At 65.1% G+C, this 14,820-nt stretch carries 18 protein-coding genes and 1 tRNA gene; 16 read left to right on the top strand and 3 right to left on the bottom strand.

All coding sequences use genetic code 11. From position 1 onward, the window contains the following. The 9 genes from aspS to rplA all read left to right on the top strand — a co-directional run. A partial coding sequence (gene aspS, locus RT123_RS10465; protein ID WP_313009088.1) for an aspartate--tRNA ligase occupies positions 1-1,221 on the top strand: 1,221 nt, incomplete at its 5' end. 144 nt (positions 1,222-1,365) lie between these two features. Continuing rightward, positions 1,366-1,500, top strand: coding sequence for a hypothetical protein (locus RT123_RS10460; RefSeq protein WP_313009086.1), 135 nt, complete (start codon positions 1,366-1,368; stop codon positions 1,498-1,500). Between the two features lie 95 nt (positions 1,501-1,595). Next, positions 1,596-2,930 (top strand): hemolysin family protein, encoded by a 1,335-nt coding sequence (locus RT123_RS10455; protein WP_271042992.1) that lies wholly within the window; start codon positions 1,596-1,598, stop codon positions 2,928-2,930. 96 nt (positions 2,931-3,026) lie between these two features. Then, positions 3,027-3,102 (top strand) — tRNA-Trp (locus tag RT123_RS10450). Between the two features lie 70 nt (positions 3,103-3,172). Beyond that, positions 3,173-3,487, top strand: a complete 315-nt coding sequence (gene secE, locus RT123_RS10445) for a preprotein translocase subunit SecE (RefSeq protein WP_313009085.1) — start codon at positions 3,173-3,175, stop codon at positions 3,485-3,487. A gap of 13 nt (positions 3,488-3,500) precedes the next feature. Then, positions 3,501-4,076, top strand: coding sequence for a transcription termination/antitermination protein NusG (gene nusG, locus RT123_RS10440; protein WP_017506694.1), 576 nt, complete (start codon positions 3,501-3,503; stop codon positions 4,074-4,076). A 152-nt stretch (positions 4,077-4,228) separates the two neighbouring features. Further along, on the top strand, positions 4,229-4,726 hold the full coding sequence (locus RT123_RS10435) for a GFA family protein (RefSeq protein WP_313009083.1): 498 nt from the start codon (positions 4,229-4,231) through the stop codon (positions 4,724-4,726). Between the two features lie 171 nt (positions 4,727-4,897). Further along, positions 4,898-5,329 carry a 50S ribosomal protein L11 gene (rplK, locus tag RT123_RS10430; protein ID WP_055754816.1) on the top strand — a complete coding sequence of 144 codons (432 nt, stop codon included), beginning with the start codon at positions 4,898-4,900 and terminating at the stop codon, positions 5,327-5,329. Between the two features lie 3 nt (positions 5,330-5,332). Beyond that, positions 5,333-6,022 (top strand): 50S ribosomal protein L1, encoded by a 690-nt coding sequence (gene rplA / locus RT123_RS10425; protein ID WP_017506695.1) that lies wholly within the window; start codon positions 5,333-5,335, stop codon positions 6,020-6,022. Positions 6,023-6,088: 66 nt separating this feature from the next. Here rplA and RT123_RS10420 read toward each other — a convergent pair whose 3' ends face one another. Next, complete coding sequence (locus RT123_RS10420) at positions 6,089-6,697, bottom strand: NAD(P)-dependent oxidoreductase (protein ID WP_313009082.1); 609 nt, start codon at positions 6,695-6,697, stop codon at positions 6,089-6,091. A gap of 53 nt (positions 6,698-6,750) precedes the next feature. Here RT123_RS10420 and RT123_RS10415 point away from each other — a divergent pair, with 53 nt between their 5' ends. The 6 genes from RT123_RS10415 to rplL all read left to right on the top strand — a co-directional run bounded on the left by RT123_RS10415 (position 6,751) and on the right by rplL (position 10,838). Then, entirely contained in the window at positions 6,751-7,167 is a 417-nt protein-coding gene (locus RT123_RS10415) for a helix-turn-helix domain-containing protein (RefSeq protein ID WP_313009081.1), read from the top strand. Between the two features lie 90 nt (positions 7,168-7,257). Further along, on the top strand, positions 7,258-8,319 hold the full coding sequence (locus RT123_RS10410) for an AI-2E family transporter (protein WP_313009080.1): 1,062 nt from the start codon (positions 7,258-7,260) through the stop codon (positions 8,317-8,319). 153 nt (positions 8,320-8,472) lie between these two features. Next, on the top strand, positions 8,473-8,925 hold the full coding sequence (locus RT123_RS10405; RefSeq protein ID WP_055754820.1) for an NUDIX hydrolase: 453 nt from the start codon (positions 8,473-8,475) through the stop codon (positions 8,923-8,925). 68 nt (positions 8,926-8,993) lie between these two features. Further along, positions 8,994-9,566 (top strand): DUF2059 domain-containing protein, encoded by a 573-nt coding sequence (locus tag RT123_RS10400; RefSeq protein ID WP_313009079.1) that lies wholly within the window; start codon positions 8,994-8,996, stop codon positions 9,564-9,566. A gap of 310 nt (positions 9,567-9,876) precedes the next feature. Further along, the gene (rplJ, locus tag RT123_RS10395) at positions 9,877-10,392 is read left to right on the top strand and encodes a 50S ribosomal protein L10 (protein ID WP_055754822.1); all 516 of its coding nucleotides are present in this window, start codon (positions 9,877-9,879) and stop codon (positions 10,390-10,392) included. 62 nt (positions 10,393-10,454) lie between these two features. Next, positions 10,455-10,838 (top strand): 50S ribosomal protein L7/L12, encoded by a 384-nt coding sequence (rplL, locus tag RT123_RS10390; RefSeq protein ID WP_055754823.1) that lies wholly within the window; start codon positions 10,455-10,457, stop codon positions 10,836-10,838. A 146-nt stretch (positions 10,839-10,984) separates the two neighbouring features. On the opposite strand, the gene RT123_RS10385 is transcribed toward rplL, so the two are convergent. Next, positions 10,985-11,902: a prolyl oligopeptidase family serine peptidase gene (locus RT123_RS10385; RefSeq protein WP_313009078.1), complete on the bottom strand. Its 918-nt coding sequence runs from the start codon at positions 11,900-11,902 to the stop codon at positions 10,985-10,987. A gap of 119 nt (positions 11,903-12,021) precedes the next feature. On the opposite strand from RT123_RS10385, the gene RT123_RS10380 reads away from it, so the two are divergent. Next, positions 12,022-12,699: a type 1 glutamine amidotransferase domain-containing protein gene (locus RT123_RS10380; RefSeq protein WP_165116153.1), complete on the top strand. Its 678-nt coding sequence runs from the start codon at positions 12,022-12,024 to the stop codon at positions 12,697-12,699. Positions 12,700-12,738: 39 nt separating this feature from the next. Here the strand turns inward: RT123_RS10380 and RT123_RS10375 are convergent, their stop codons facing one another. Then, positions 12,739-14,715, bottom strand: coding sequence for a peptidase M61 (locus RT123_RS10375; RefSeq protein ID WP_313009076.1), 1,977 nt, complete (start codon positions 14,713-14,715; stop codon positions 12,739-12,741). Between the last annotated feature and the right edge of the window lie 105 nt (positions 14,716-14,820).

The raw sequence follows: 14,820 nt of genomic DNA, 5'->3' as shown, positions 1-14,820 counted from the left end.
CTGATGGTGTCGGGCTTCGATCGCTACTTCCAGATCGCGCCGTGCTTCCGTGACGAAGATCTGCGCGCCGACCGTTCGCTGGAGTTCTATCAGCTCGACGTTGAGATGAGCTTCGTGACGCAAGAAGACGTCTTCGCCGCCATCGAGCCGCTGATGCACGGCGTGTTCGAGGAGTTCGGCGAGGGCAAGCCGGTCTCGGCCATCGACGGCGTCCATACCTTCACCAACGACTTCGGCGAGACGTTCGAACACAAGGGCTTCGAGCGCCTGACCTACGCCCAGTCGATGGCTTGGTATGGCTCGGACAAGCCGGACCTGCGCAATCCGATCAAGATGCAGGTGGTGTCGGATCACTTCCGCGACGGCGGGTTCGGCCTGTTCGCCAAGATCCTGGGCGCCGACGACAAGAACGCCGTCTGGGCCATTCCGGCCCCCACGGGCGGTTCGCGCGCCTTCTGCGACCGCATGAACAGCTGGGCGCAGGGCGAGGGCCAACCGGGCCTGGGCTATATCTTCTGGTCTGAGGACCAGGGCGCTTGGGGCGGCCCGATCGCCAAGAACCTGGGTCAGGAACCGACCGAGGCCCTGATGTCGTCGCTGGGTCTGGGGCAGGGCGACGCCGCCTTCTTCGTCGCCGGCCTGCCTGCGACCTTCGCCAAGTTCGCCGGCCTGGCCCGCACCCGCGTGGGCGCCGAGTTGAAGCTGGTGGACGAAGAGCAGTTCAAATTCTGCTGGATCGTCGACTTCCCCATGTTCGAATGGTCGGAAGAAGAGAAGAAGGTCGACTTCAGCCACAACCCCTTCTCGATGCCGCAGGGCGGGCTGGAGGCCCTGGAGAACCAGGATCCACTGACCATCCGCGCCTATCAGTACGACATCGTCTGCAACGGCTATGAGCTGTGCTCGGGCGCGATCCGGAACCACAAGGCCGAGATCATGCTGAAGGCGTTCGAGATCGCCGGCTACGACGCCTCGGTGGTCGAAGAGCAGTTCGGCGGCATGCTGAACGCGTTCCGCTTCGGCGCGCCGCCGCACGGCGGCCTGGCCCCCGGCATCGACCGCATCGTCATGCTGCTGGCCGGCGAGACAGCCATCCGCGAAGTCATCGCCTTCCCGCTGAACCAGCAGGGCGAGGATCTGCTGATGAACGCCCCGACCGAGGCCGAGGAGCGCCAGCTGAAGGATGTCCACATCCGCACGGCGCTGCCGATCAAGGTGTGATCGGCGAGGTCTGATCAAAGACGAAGAAGGGGGACGCTTCGCGGCGTCCCCCTTTTTTGTGCTCGCGCCCAGGGCGAGCACGATTGCCTGCAACCGCAAACCGGGATTTACGTTCGGATCGGACGTTAATCTTTCGGTAACCAAATGCGACGCGCCATTCGACTGGGTATCTTCATCGGCACCGTGCTCGGCATGAGCGCCTGTGCGACCCAGTATGACGCCAACGGCCGGCCGGCTTCGGGCGCTTATGGCTCGGTCGAAGCCGGGCGCACGGGCTGAGCGCAAAGGAAAACGTGGCGCTGGTCGCGATCCTGCCCTATTGTAGCGCTGCGGACGCCGTCTGTCGCGCCGCGTCGGTCCCCAAAACCCCCTAGATGTTACTCATCGCTATTGCTGTCGTTCTGCTCCTGGTGGTGCTCAACGGCTTGTTCGCCATGACTGAATTGGCGGTCGTCTCCTCGCGGAAATCCAAACTACAGGCGAGGGCGGAACGGGGCGACCGGGGGGCCAGGGCGGCGCTGAAACTGTCGGAAGAACCGACTCAGTTCCTGTCCGCGGTCCAGGTGGGCATCACCCTGATCGGCATTCTGGCGGGCGCCTATGGTCAGGCGACCATCGCGGGCGAACTGGATCGCATTCTGGAAGTCGCCTTCCCGGCGCTGGCTCAATATACCGAATTCTTCGCCACGGCCCTGGTGGTCGTGTGCATCACCTATGTCTCGCTGATCATCGGCGAACTGGTGCCCAAGCGCCTGGCGCTGATCTTCCCCGAGACGGTGGCGTCCAAGATGGCCGGACCGATCTCCAAGCTGGCGATCGTGCTGAAGCCGTTCGTCCTGCTGCTCACCGCCTCCACCTCTGGCATCCTGAAGCTGTTGGGCGTCAAGGATCGCGATGGCTCGGACGTGACCCAGGAAGAGGTGGCGACCATCCTGGCCGAAGGCACCTCGGCCGGCCTGATCGAGCCCGAAGAGCAGGTGATGATCGAGGAAATCCTGCGCTTGGGCGACCGTCCGGTGCGGGTGGCCATGACGCCGCGCCACGACGTGTTCTGGATCGCCCTGGACGACCCCGAAGAGATGCTGCGCGAAGAGATTCGCACCTGCCCCTATTCGCGGATCGTGGTGGCGCGCGAGAGCGACGTCGATAATCCGCTGGGCGTGGTTCACAAGAAGGATCTGCTGGACAGCCTGCTGACCAACGGCAAGTTCGACATCGAACCGCTGGTCGCCGAGCCGGCCTTCATTCCGCAGTCGACCTCGGTTTTGAAGGCGCTGGAGATCCTGAAGGGCTCGCGGGTCCACATGGCCTTCATCGTCGATGAGTACGGCGCCTTTGAAGGCGTGGTGACAGCGACCGACATTCTGGAAATGATCGCCGGCGATTTCAACGAGGGCCATGACGAAGAGCAGGCCTGGATCCATCAGCGCGCCGACGGCAGCTGGCTTGTCGATGGTCAGACGGACCTGGACGAACTGGCTGACAAGCTCGGCGAGGACTTTGGCGAGCATGAAGGCTTCCACACCGTCGCCGGCCTGATTCTGCACCAGATCTCGCGCGTCCCGGACGAAGGCGAAGTGCTGCAGGTTGGCCGATTCGAGGTCGAGGTCGTGGATATGGACGACCGCCGCATCGACAAGCTGATCTTCAAGGAACTGGTGAAGGCCGAGGACGAGCGCGACGCCATCGCCGCGCATCTGGAAGACTGATCGCAAGTGTCACATCGCCCTTGAAATGGCGGGCGGTGTCGGGCATACGCCCCCCTCTGGCGAACGCACGGACCTTTCGGGTTTGCGCGGTTGTCTAGGAGTTTAGCTCAGCTGGTAGAGCACCGGTCTCCAAAACCGGGGGTCGTGGGTTCGAGTCCCCCAACTCCTGCCAATCCCCCCTGTCGCTTCCGGATGGGACTTCCCATCTGGGGCGACAGGAACAATTGTGTGAAGAGCAACTGATGGCCAAGGCCAAAATTCCCGGCAAGCGGCCTCAAGGCAGCGCGAAGCCCCAGATTGGCGCCAAGCCTCAGGCGGCCGGCGCCGCCGCCATCACGGTCGATTCGCCCGAGCCCAAGAAGCCCCGCACCAGCCCCGGCCAGTTCCTGAGCCAGGTGCGCGCCGAAGGCCGCAAGATCGTCTGGCCCAGCCGCAAGGAGACCTGGATCACCTCGGTGATGGTCTTCATCATGGTCATCATCGCCTCGATCTTCTTCTGGATCGTGGACACTGGCCTGGGCTACGCCTTCCGCTACATCATCGCTCTCGGATCCTGAGAAAGACGCGCCCATGACCGATGCAGCGCCCGCAAAGCCCGCCAATCCGCGCCACAAGTGGTACATCGTCAACGCCTACTCGAACTTCGAGAAGAAGGTCGCCGAGCAGCTGCGTGATCAGGCCAAGCAACAGGGCCTGGAAGACGCCTTCTCCGAAATCTTGGTTCCGACCGAAGACGTCGTCGAGATCCGTCGCGGTCGCAAGGTAAACTCCGAACGCAAGTTCTTCCCCGGCTATGTTCTGGTGAAGATGGAAATGACCGACCAGGCCTATCACCTGGTCAAGAACACGCCGAAGGTCACCGGCTTCCTGGGCGCCGCGGGCGGCACCAAGCCCCTGCCGGTCTCCGAGCGTGAAGTTCAGAACATCATCGGCGCCGTGGAAGAGGGCGTCGAACGTCCGAAGCCCACCATCCGCTTCGACATCGGCGAGAAGGTCAAGGTCATCGACGGCCCGTTCGCCAGCTTCGACGGTTCGGTCGAGAGCGTGGACGAAGAACACGCCCGCCTGCGCGTCGCCGTGTCCATCTTCGGCCGCGCCACGCCGGTCGAATTGGAATACGCCCAGGTGGAGAAGGTCGCGGGCTGATCGCCGTCTGACCGGTTCAGATTTGAAGCCGCGTCCGAAAGGACGCGGCTTTTTTCTTGTCGCGTCTCCTCGTCCCTCACGGGGGAGGCGAGCGGGGCGTGTTGCCTTCCGCCCCCGTCTGCTTGATGTTTCTGGTGTCTGGGGAGGATGCGATGGCGGTCGATAGGGTCCACGAAGGCGGCTGCGCCTGCGGTGCGGTGCGTTATCAGGTCGAGGGTGAACCGATCTTCGTCAACAACTGCCACTGCCGCCTCTGCCAGAGGCAGACAGGGTCCACCTCCGTGGTCAACGCTTTCTATGAGACGGAACGGCTGACCCTGATCGAAGGCGAGCTCTCCGATCACACCGTCCCGGCCGGCAGCGGCGGACCGCACGTCATACGGCGCTGTAGATCCTGCGGCGTCGCCGTATGGAGCCACTATCCCCGTCTCGGGCGACTGGGCGCCGGCGTCCGGGTCGGGACGCTGGATCAACCCGGCGCCTTCAGGCCTGACGCGATCATCTTCACCGAGAGCGCCATGCCCTGGGCAGTGTTCGCGGACGATATTCCTGTGTTCGAGACGGTCTATGACCAGACGCAGATTTTGCCGCCTGAGCGGGTTCAACGGCTGATGGGCTTGGTCGAGCGACGCAAGGCGGGGGAGGGCTGAGACGCAGCCCTGCCTTCTTCCTCTGTTTGCCTTTCCATCCCCCCTCTGTTACACGCGCGCCTTCGCTCGGCGAGCCTCGGCTTGTGGAGCGTCAAATCCGTGGGAGGCAGCCATGCCGCACCACGGCTCACCGGCCCTGCGTTCGCGCCGGGTCATTCATAGGAGAGACCAATGGCCAAGAAGATTCTCGGCTATATCAAGCTGCAAGTGCCGGCCGGCTCGGCCACGCCTTCGCCCCCGATCGGCCCGGCTCTGGGTCAGCGCGGCGTGAACATCATGGGCTTCTGCAAGGAGTTCAACGCGCGCACCGAGAAGGAAGCCAAGGGCACCCCGCTTCCGACCGTGATCACCGTTTATCAGGACAAGTCGTTCACCTTCATCACCAAGACGCCGCCGGCGACCTGGTACCTGAAGCAGGCCACGGGCCTGAAGTCGGGTTCGAAGCTGGTCGGCCGTGAAGTCGCCGGCAAGATCACGCAGGCGCAACTGCGCGAGATCGCCGAAAAGAAGATGAAGGATCTGAACGCCAACGACATCGACGCGGCGGCCAAGATCATCGAAGGCTCCGCCCGCGCGATGGGCCTCGAAGTGGTGGAGGGCTAAACCATGGCCAAGCAAACCAAGGCCTTCAAGGCCCGCACCGGTGTGACCCAAGACCTGCTGCCGTTCTCCGACGCCATCAAGCTGGCCAAGGAAAACGCCAAGGCCAAGTTCGACGAGTCGCTGGAAATCTCGGTCAACCTGGGCGTCGACCCGCGTCACGCCGACCAACAGGTCCGTGGCGTCGTCAACCTGCCGTCGGGCACCGGCCGTGACGTTCGCGTCGCCGTCTTCGCCAAGGACGCCAAGGCTGCCGAAGCCACCGCAGCCGGCGCCGAACACGTTGGCGCCGAAGATCTGTACGAAAAGATCGCCGGCGGCTTCATGGAGTTCGACCGCGTGATCGCGTCGCCGGACATGATGGCCCTGGTCGGCCGTCTGGGTAAGGTGCTTGGCCCGCGCGGCCTGATGCCGAACCCCAAGGTCGGCACCGTGACCCCGAACGTGGCCCAGGCCGTCAAGGACGCCAAGGGCGGCGCCGTCGAGTTCCGCGTCGAGAAGGCGGGCATCGTCCACGCCGGCATCGGCAAGGTCTCGTTCACCCAGGACGCCCTGGAAGCCAACGTGAAGGCCATCGTGGACGCCCTGGTGCGTTCCAAGCCGTCGGGCGCCAAGGGCACCTATGTGAAGCGCATCAGCCTGTCCTCGACGATGGGCCCGGGCTTCAAGGTCGACCCGGCCTCGCTGGGCGCCTAAGTCGAAAGACAAGCCATACGGAAGAACGGCGGGGAGCGATCCCCGCCGTTTTTTTTCTTGCCCGGATCAGTAGGCGGCGGTGAAGCGGGCGCGGCTGTGCTTGGGGTTTTCCAGCTCGTCGACCATGGCGATGGCGTAGTCAGAGAAGCCGATCTTGCTGTCGCCGTTGGCGTCCACGACCAGTTGGTCGGTCCCGGTGCGATAGCGGCCCAGGCGCGGCGTTTCCTCGACCAGGGCGGCGGGGGAGAAGAAGGTCCAGTCGATGTCCGTTTCCTGACGCAGGTCGTCTAGGAAGGTCAGGCCGCCCTTGGCGATGGGCTTCCATTCGGCTGGAAACTGCGGTGTGTCGAACAGCAGGACGCCGGGCGCGACCTCCAGGCTGGCGGCGCCGCCGGTCACGAGCAGGCGCGGGACGCCGGCGGTCTTCAGCGCGCCAAGGATCGTCGCGGCGGGAACATCGAAGTGCAGGGCGCTGATGACCGCGTCCGAACCCTTGATCAGATTGGCGAGCGCGGCGGCGTCCGAGGCGTCGCCGGCGACAGGCGTGACGCCGGTGGCGGCCGGGATCGCTTCCGGCTTGCGGGCGACGGCGGTGACCGTGTGACCGCGCGCGGCCAGTTCCTTGGTGATTTCCGAGCCGGCGCGACCGCTGGCGCCGAGGACTGCGACTTTCATGGAAGGCTCCTTTGGGTATCCAATGGATACCAGGTGCGATATGGGATGCGCCCATGCAAGACGGCACCTCTCAGACACCTGGTCACCTTCAAGAAACCTGGCTGCGAGGCGATGTGTTCGCAGCGAACTGTCCGACGCGGCAGCTGCTGGACCGGATCGCCGACAAGTGGAGCACCCTGATCCTGATTGTGCTGGGGCAGGGGCCGATCCGCTTCAACGCCCTGAAGCAACGGGTCGATGGGGTGTCGCAGAAGATGCTGAGCCAGACGCTGAAGTCGCTGGAGCGCGACGGGCTGGTGTCACGCTCTGTCGTGGCCACCGTGCCGGTGTCAGTGACCTATGCGGTCACGCCGCTGGGCCGAACCCTGATGGCGGCGATGCAGTCCATGATCGACTGGGCCGAGACCCGGATGCCGGAAGTCGCGGCCGCGCAAATGGCCTACGATCAGCGATCCTCCGACGCCCACTGACTTTTTTATCGCCTGCGGCGAACGGCCACGCTCGACCCGCGTTCCAGTCGCGACCTTGAAGGGGGCGATATGTTCGGACTGGGAAAACTAATGGGCGACAAGCCTGGTGTGGGCGGCCACGACCCGTGGAAGGGGCGGCTCGCGTTCGGTGCCATCGTGCTGGTGTCGGCCTATTTCGCGGTCCAGCTGATCGTGACCTTGCAGACGCTGTGGCTGCTGATCTTCGGGGCCATCGTGGTGTCGGTGATCCTGCGCGCCCTGGCCGATCCCATCGTGCGCTGGCTGAAGGCGCCGGATCCGCTGGCCGTCTTCCTGTCGCTGCTGATCGTGGTCGCGGTCCTGGCGGGGATATTGACCCTGTTCGGAACCCAGATCACCGAACAGGTCGTGGCCCTGTCCGCCGTGGTGCCGCAAGGCTGGCAGCAGGTTCAGTCCTGGATCCAGGCCCAACCCTATGCCGCTCAGCTATTGGAGCAACTACAAGGGCTGGGCGGCCGTGCCGGTCAGGCGTTGCAGGTCGCTCAGAAGTTCGCCCTGGGCTTCGCATCGGGCCTCACCACTTTGGTCCTCGTCGTGGTCGCAGGCGTCTTCCTGGCGATCGAGCCCGCCAAGTCGCGCGAAGGGCTGCTGTCCATGCTGCCCATGGATCGGCGGCCGCGAATGCGCGAAGTGCTGAACAGCTGTGGCAAGGCGCTGAAGGGCTGGCTGAAGGCGCAGCTGTTCTCGATGGTTCTGGTCGGCACGCTGACAGGGGTCGGCTTGGCCATCATCGGCGTGCCGTCGGCGCTGGGGCTGGGTCTGCTCACGGGACTGGCGCAGTTCGTGCCGATCGTCGGCCCCATTGTCTCCACCGTGCCGGCTGTGCTGGTCGGCGCCACGCAAGGGTGGCAGACGGCCCTGATGACGCTGGCGCTGTATGTCGTAGTGTCCCAGCTGGAGAGCAACTTCATCACGCCGATGGTGCAGAAGAACGTCGCGAACCTGCCCGTCGTGCTGGGCATCTTCGCCGTAGTGGGAATTGGCACCCTGTTCGGGCCGCTGGGCGTGCTGTTCGCCACGCCGCTGGCGCTGGTGCTGCACACCTTGATCACCATGCTGTATCGTCAGGACGTGCTGGGCGATCCAAAGGCCAAGGCGCCCGGCGAGAAATAAATGGGACCGTCCGTGGTCTGACAACTTGACGCAGCCGTCGTGATCCCGTTTCGAGGGCGGCCGCGACCGGCAGACCTGGAACCAGACGTGAAGATTGGGCGAGCGCCAGCACGAATCGTCAGGACCGCTCAAGCGATGGGCGAGGGCTGAGGCGTGCCGCAGGCCCGGTCGAAACGCACCACCCGCTCCGAGACCCGGCAGGTCGCGGCCCTGCCGTGGCGGCTGGAAGACGGCGAGCGTCGCATCCTGATGATCACCTCGCGCGAAACGCGACGCTGGGTGATCCCCAAGGGCGGGCGGATGGTCGGCAAGAGCGACCCCGAGGCCGCCGCCCAGGAGGCGATGGAGGAGGCGGGGGTGAAGGGCGATGTCGACACCCAGTCCATCGGCGTCTTCCGCTATGCCAAGGGGTTGAAAGACGGCGGCGTGCGCCAGTGCGTGGTGTCGGTCTATCCGCTCGAAGTGTTGATCCAGATGGGCGCCTGGCCCGAGGCGCATCAGCGCGAGCGCCGCTGGATGAGCCTGAGCGAGGCAGCGGATCTGGTTCATGAGCCCGACCTGGCCGCGCTGATCCGCGACTTCGACGCCACGCCGCTCGAAGATTGAGCAACCGTCGGTCGAATTCGACTGGCCTGCGGACCTGAGCCTTCCGATAAGGGGGCGGGGAGGCCATCATGATCATCACACGCAAACAGGCGCTAGCTGCGTCGCTGGGTCTGGCGCTGGGTCTGAGCGCGACAGGCGCGCACGCGCAGACGGCGGCTCAATCGGAAACAGTCGTCGTCACGCGCGTCGAGCCTGCGCCGCAGGATGCCGGCTTGGCCCGCCGCAGCGCCTTGGCGCGCGAACTGATCGATCTGTCCGTCGGACCGAACTTCATGAAGGAGTTCGAGCGCGTCATGGTCTCGCAGATGGGCGAACTGGATAAGAAGGGCGGCGAAGAAGCGATTTGGGTCCGCACTAACATGCCGTCTATGGCTAGCAGAATGATCGAGCGGTTCATGGATGACTTGGCCCCAATCTACGGCTCCGTCTTCACTGAAGAAGAACTCGTCGCTCAGATCGCATTCTATCGCACGGCTGTCGGGCGCTCTGTTGCAGCCAAGACGATATCCTTGAGCATGGCCTCACAGGAGGTCGAGACCGCAGCGATGACGAACCTTCTGGAGGAGTTCGAGAGCAAATATTGCGCCCGGTTCGACTGCGGCGAGGCCGAACAGACCGGCGCCAAGCCCAGCCGGCGTTAAGCCGGGTTGATTTCCAACGACGGCGCCTGTAAGAGCGCCGCTTCCCGTCGGAGGTTCATCTTCTGACGGTCCTGTCCGAGAACTTCGGGGCGTGGGGGTCACCCAGGCCATAACTGTCAGAGAGCCCTCTGACGCCGTGGGGAGATGGGGACGCGACCTTGCGCTGTCAGCCCGCATTCCGGGACGGACGCCGTCAGACGCATCCTTCGGACAATACGACCGGCCCGACGTTTCGCAGCGATGCGACGCGCTTTGGCCAATCCGTCGTCGGGAATAAGCCCGGCGGCGAATACCAAGACTGGAGACCGCAATGGATCGCGCTCAAAAAGCCGAGTCTATCGAATCGCTCAAGGGCGTTTTCGCCGACGCCGGCAGCGTGGTCGTGACCCACAACCTGGGTCTGACCGTTGCGGAAATGGAAGATCTGCGTGGCCGTCTTCGTAAAGAAGGCGGCGCGTTCAAGGTGGTCAAGAACCGCCTGGCGCTGAAGGCGCTCGAAGCCGAGGAAGGCAGCGACTACCACAACCTGTTCAAGGGTCCCGTGGGCATCGCCTATTCCGAGAACCCCGGTACGGCCGCCAAGGTCGCCACCGAGTTCGCCAAGGCCAACGATCGCTTCAAGATCGTCGGCGGCTTCATGGGCTCGACCATCGTCGACCAAAAGGGCGTGGACGCACTGTCCAAGCTCCCGACGCTCGACGAGGTTCGCGGTCAACTCATCGGCCTGCTCAATGCGCCTGCGACCCGTATCGCCGGCGTGCTGCAAGCACCCGCCGGTCAGCTGGCTCGCGTGTTCAACGCCTACGCCACCAAGGAAGCCGCGTAAGCGGCCCAGCCTTTCATCTCTGCATCACTCTCTAAAACCAATCCTCCGAAGGAAAACTGACAATGGCTGACCTCGCCAAGATCGTCGAAGACCTGTCCGCTCTGACCGTCCTCGAAGCTGCTGAACTCTCCAAGCTGCTGGAAGAAAAGTGGGGCGTCAGCGCCGCTGCTCCGGTCGCCATGGCTGCTCCGGCCGCCGGCGGCGGCGCTCCGGCTGAAGCTGCCGAAGAGCAAACCGAATTCACCGTCGTCCTGGTCGACGGCGGCGACAAGAAGATCAACGTGATCAAGGAAGTCCGCGGCGTCCGTTCGGACCTGGGTCTGAAGGAAGCCAAGGACCTGGTCGAAGGCGCTCCGCAGAACGTCGTCGAGAACGTCTCCAAGCAAGCCGCCGACGAAGTTGCCAAGAAGCTGACGGAAGCCGGCGCCAAGGTCCAGATCAAGTAAGATCTGACTTTCGGCATTTGCTGAAGATTGGAAGGCCCGGCGGGAAACCGCCGGGTCTTTTTTGTTGGCCTATCGCGCGGAGCGCTGCTTGAGGCCGATGGGGTAGGCCGCCGGCGAATAAGCAGCGGCGTTTAGGAGCTCTGGGCTCAGCGCTGCGGTCGGCTGCGCATAGCGAAGAAGGCCCACAGGGCGTCGTTGTCGGCGACCCAGCTGTGACCGCCACCGGCGGTGATGCGGCCCACCACGTCCGCGCCGTCGCGGCAGGCGGCGTAGCCCTCTTCATAGACCTTGTCGGCGATCCAGCGGGTGTCGCGCACCTGGGTGCAGCCGTTCAGCTGGGCCCAGCGCTGTTCGGCGGCATGCATGGTGTAGCTCCAGTAGCCTGCGCCGCCGCCCTGGATCGGATTGGTCGTGTCGGCGTCGCCGGCGAAGGCGATGACCGGCATGGGGCGCGAAGGGCGGCAGGTGGCGGGATCCGGCTCCTCCGGGCGGTCCTTTCTGGGATTGCCGGCGCGCAAGCCGACGACCGGGGCGATGGCGGCGAAACGGTCGGCGGCGACGCAACCCAGCCACGACGCCATCCGCCCGCCGCCCGATAGGCCCGTCGCATAGATGCGGCTGTCGTCGACGCAGCCCTGGTCGGCCAGATAATCGATGGCCCCCGTCAGATAGGCAACATCGTCGGCGTCCCCAGGGGCGGGCAAAGCGCCGGTGATCGTCGGCACGCCGGGGATATTCCAAACGAAACCTTGATCGATCGGAATGCCGGCGTCGGGCGCGGCGACGATGAAGCCGTGCCGATCCGCCGCCTCAGTCAGACCGGAAGACGTCAGCATCTTCTCTCCCGTGCCGCCGCTGCCGTGCAGCAGGAAGACCAGAGGTGAGGGCTTCGCGGGGTCAAAACCGATGGGTAGGTGGATGAGCATCGTGCGATCGGTGCGGCCGATGGCGACGGTCTGGGTCGCGCCCGCCTGTCCGACCTTGCAGGGGCCGGCCGCCTGAGCCGACGGACTGAAGATCATCAGGCCCATCAGGGCGGCGAACAGACCAAACCAAGGCTTCATGCGACGTCGTCTCCGCTGATCGAGGTCGACAGGGTGGGGTGTTTTCGGCATCGAGGCCAGTCTTGAGCGGCGCCGTGCGGCTTCCCATCTGTGGACACCCCAAGACGGAGCCATCCCCTATGAAAATTCTGCTGGTGCTGACGTCGCACGATCAACTCGGCGACACGGGCAAGAAGACCGGCTTCTGGCTGGAAGAACTGGCGGCGCCCTATTACGCGCTGAAGGATGCGGGCGCGGAGATCGTGCTGGCCTCGCCCAAAGGCGGTCAGCCGCCGTTGGACCCCAAGAGCGACGACCCCGACGCCCAGACGGACGACACGCGCCGGTTCAAGGCCGACGCTGAAGCCCAGGCCGCCCTGGCCTCGACCGTCGTCCTGTCGTCGGTGAAGGCCGAGGATTTCGACGCCGTCTTCTATCCCGGCGGCCACGGACCGCTGTGGGATCTGGCGAACGACGCTGACTCCATCGCCCTGATCGAGGCCTTCGCCAAGGCGGACAAGCCGACCGGCTTCGTCTGTCATGCGCCCGGCGTGCTGAAGTCGGTGAACGGGCCGGATGGCAAGCCGCTGGTCAACGGCCGAAAGGTGACCGGCTTCACCAACTCCGAAGAGGAGGCCGTGGGCCTGACCGACGTGGTGCCGTTCCTGGTCGAGAACGTGCTGACCGCCAACGGCGGCGACTACTCCAAGGGGCCGGACTGGGGCTCCTATGTGCTGACCGACGGCAAGCTGGTGACCGGGCAGAACCCCGGCTCGTCGCACGCGGCGGCCGAGGCGTTGCTGAAGTTGCTGAAGTAAGCGGCGTGTCTCCTCCCCACCAATGGGGAGGAGACGCCTTCAGCGCCGGCGGGGCGCGAGGATGTCGGACAGGCGATCCGGCGCGCCCTCGATCCGCTCCAGGCGGGGGTAGCGCAGGCCGTCGTGGTAATCGAAGGCCACCGTGCGGAAGCGATCGCCGGATTTCAGCAACAGTTCGATCGGGGCGTCGGTCCCTTTCGCCGCCGTGACGGCGTCGCGCAGGACCTCGGCCGAGCCGGCCTTGCCGTTGACGGCGACCAGGCTCCAGCCGGCGCCGAGGCCTTGCTCGAAGGCGGGCCCGCCCCAGCGGATGTTGGTCAGCTTGTCACCCGACAGGGTGAAGCCCAGCGAATACTGGAAGTCGTTGGCCCAGCCGCTCTGAACCGACTTCTCCGCCGCCGAGGGCGTGTCGGTGTAGGTCAGTCGCCAGCCGCCACGCTCGATCCCGGCCAGCGGCGCGCGGGCGTCAGGACCGACGGCGTCCAGACGGGTGCGAAGGAAGGCGGCCCAGTCGTGAGGATAGACGGCGTTCAGGGCCGCGACGACGTCTTCGAAGGTGTAACCCTGAGGCGCCCATTCGCCGTCGTCGTGACCGAAGAAGCCCTTGGCGAAATCATCCAGCGACTTGCGGCCATTGGTGCCCTCGCGGATCAGGGTGTCGGCGTCCAGCCAGACCAGCAGGCTTTCGCGGTAGTAGTCGCCTGTGCCGCGCATCCATGAGGTGAACTGGCCCGGCACGCGATAGCCCAGCAGATTGTGGTTGTTGGTGTCCTGCAAGGCGCGCCACTGGCGACCCGGCTGGTTGTCATAGAAGGCGGCGACGCTGGCCAGGGTGGCCAGGGCCACGTCCTTGGAATGCAGGCCCGACCGGGCGGCCAGCACATCGCCCCAGTATTCTGTCTGACCTTCATAGACCCATAGCAGTGTGTTCTGGGTCGGGACGTTATGGTTGGCGGTCAGCTCGTCCGCCGGACGCATGAACTTGCCGTTCCAGGAGTGGGTGTACTCGTGCGGCAGCAGACCCCTGTCGCCGGCGCTCTTGGCCCAGTTGGTGAAGAAGTCGGGCGCGCCGGTGTTCTCGGACGAGCGATGATGCTCCAGCCCGATGCCGCCCATCTGATCGGTCAGGGCGAACAGGAATTCGTAGTTGTCGAAGTGACGGGCGCCGAACAGGCGGTCGGCCTGCTGGACCATGTTCTCGAACAGTTTCAGCTGGTCGTCGGTGGCGGCCAGACCCTTGGCCTCGTCAGCCAGGATGTTCAGGTGGACGCGCTCGCCGCTGGGGTCGATGTCGACGCGGCGATAGTGCGCGCCCGCGAAGATGGGGCTGTCGATCAGGGTGTAGAGGTCGGTCGGGGCGAAGGCCGCCATGTCGCCGTCCTGAGACGCCGTGGTCAGGGCGGTGCCGTATTTCCAGCCGGCGGGCAGGACCACCGACGGGGCGACTTGGATCTGGCGGCTGAAATAGCCGGCCGGATAGAGGATGGCCTTTTCCCACTGCAGATTGACCATGGCCGGGGTCATCAGCACGCGCCAGTTGGAGGCGTCGGGCTGGGTCAGCTGCTGGAACTGCACGTCGATGCTGGTCACGCCCGCCGGGATGTCGAGGTGGAAGGCGTAAGGGTCCAGCGTGTCGCGCAGCCACTCGATCCGCTGGCCATTGGCGGTGACGGTCAAGCCGGACAACAGCTGGATCGGGCCGGTGGCGGCGTGGTTGCCGGGCAGGAACTTCGGATAGAGCAGGGTCAGCGGGCCAGGACCGGCGACCGGGATGGTCTGGCTGACGCGGATGATGCGGCGGTCCAGGTCGGTGATGTCGGCGCGGTACTGGATCACGCCCGGATAGGGCTTGTCCTGGGGCGCCGGGATGGCCGGCTGGGCGCGGGGCAGGGCCAGCGGCGCCTGGGTCGCATCGATGACGACCGGAGTGGACTGGAAACTCTGGGCCAGAACTGGCGAAGCGGCGGCCGTCATCAGAACGGCGAGGCAGGCGGCGGTCAGGCGGGTACGCGGCATTCGGTCATCCGGTTCGGCGAGGAAGCCGCACCGTCGGGGGCCAGGAGCGATGCGTCAAGCGCGGCGTTGTGTCTCCTCCCTCTCGCGACCGATCGGGAGGAGACG

The organism is Brevundimonas vesicularis, assembly GCF_032067225.1.
GTDB classification, from domain to species: domain Bacteria; phylum Pseudomonadota; class Alphaproteobacteria; order Caulobacterales; family Caulobacteraceae; genus Brevundimonas; species Brevundimonas vesicularis_F.
Note: the sequence above shows the minus strand (reverse complement) of the source record. Positions and strands in the feature narration are given on the sequence as shown.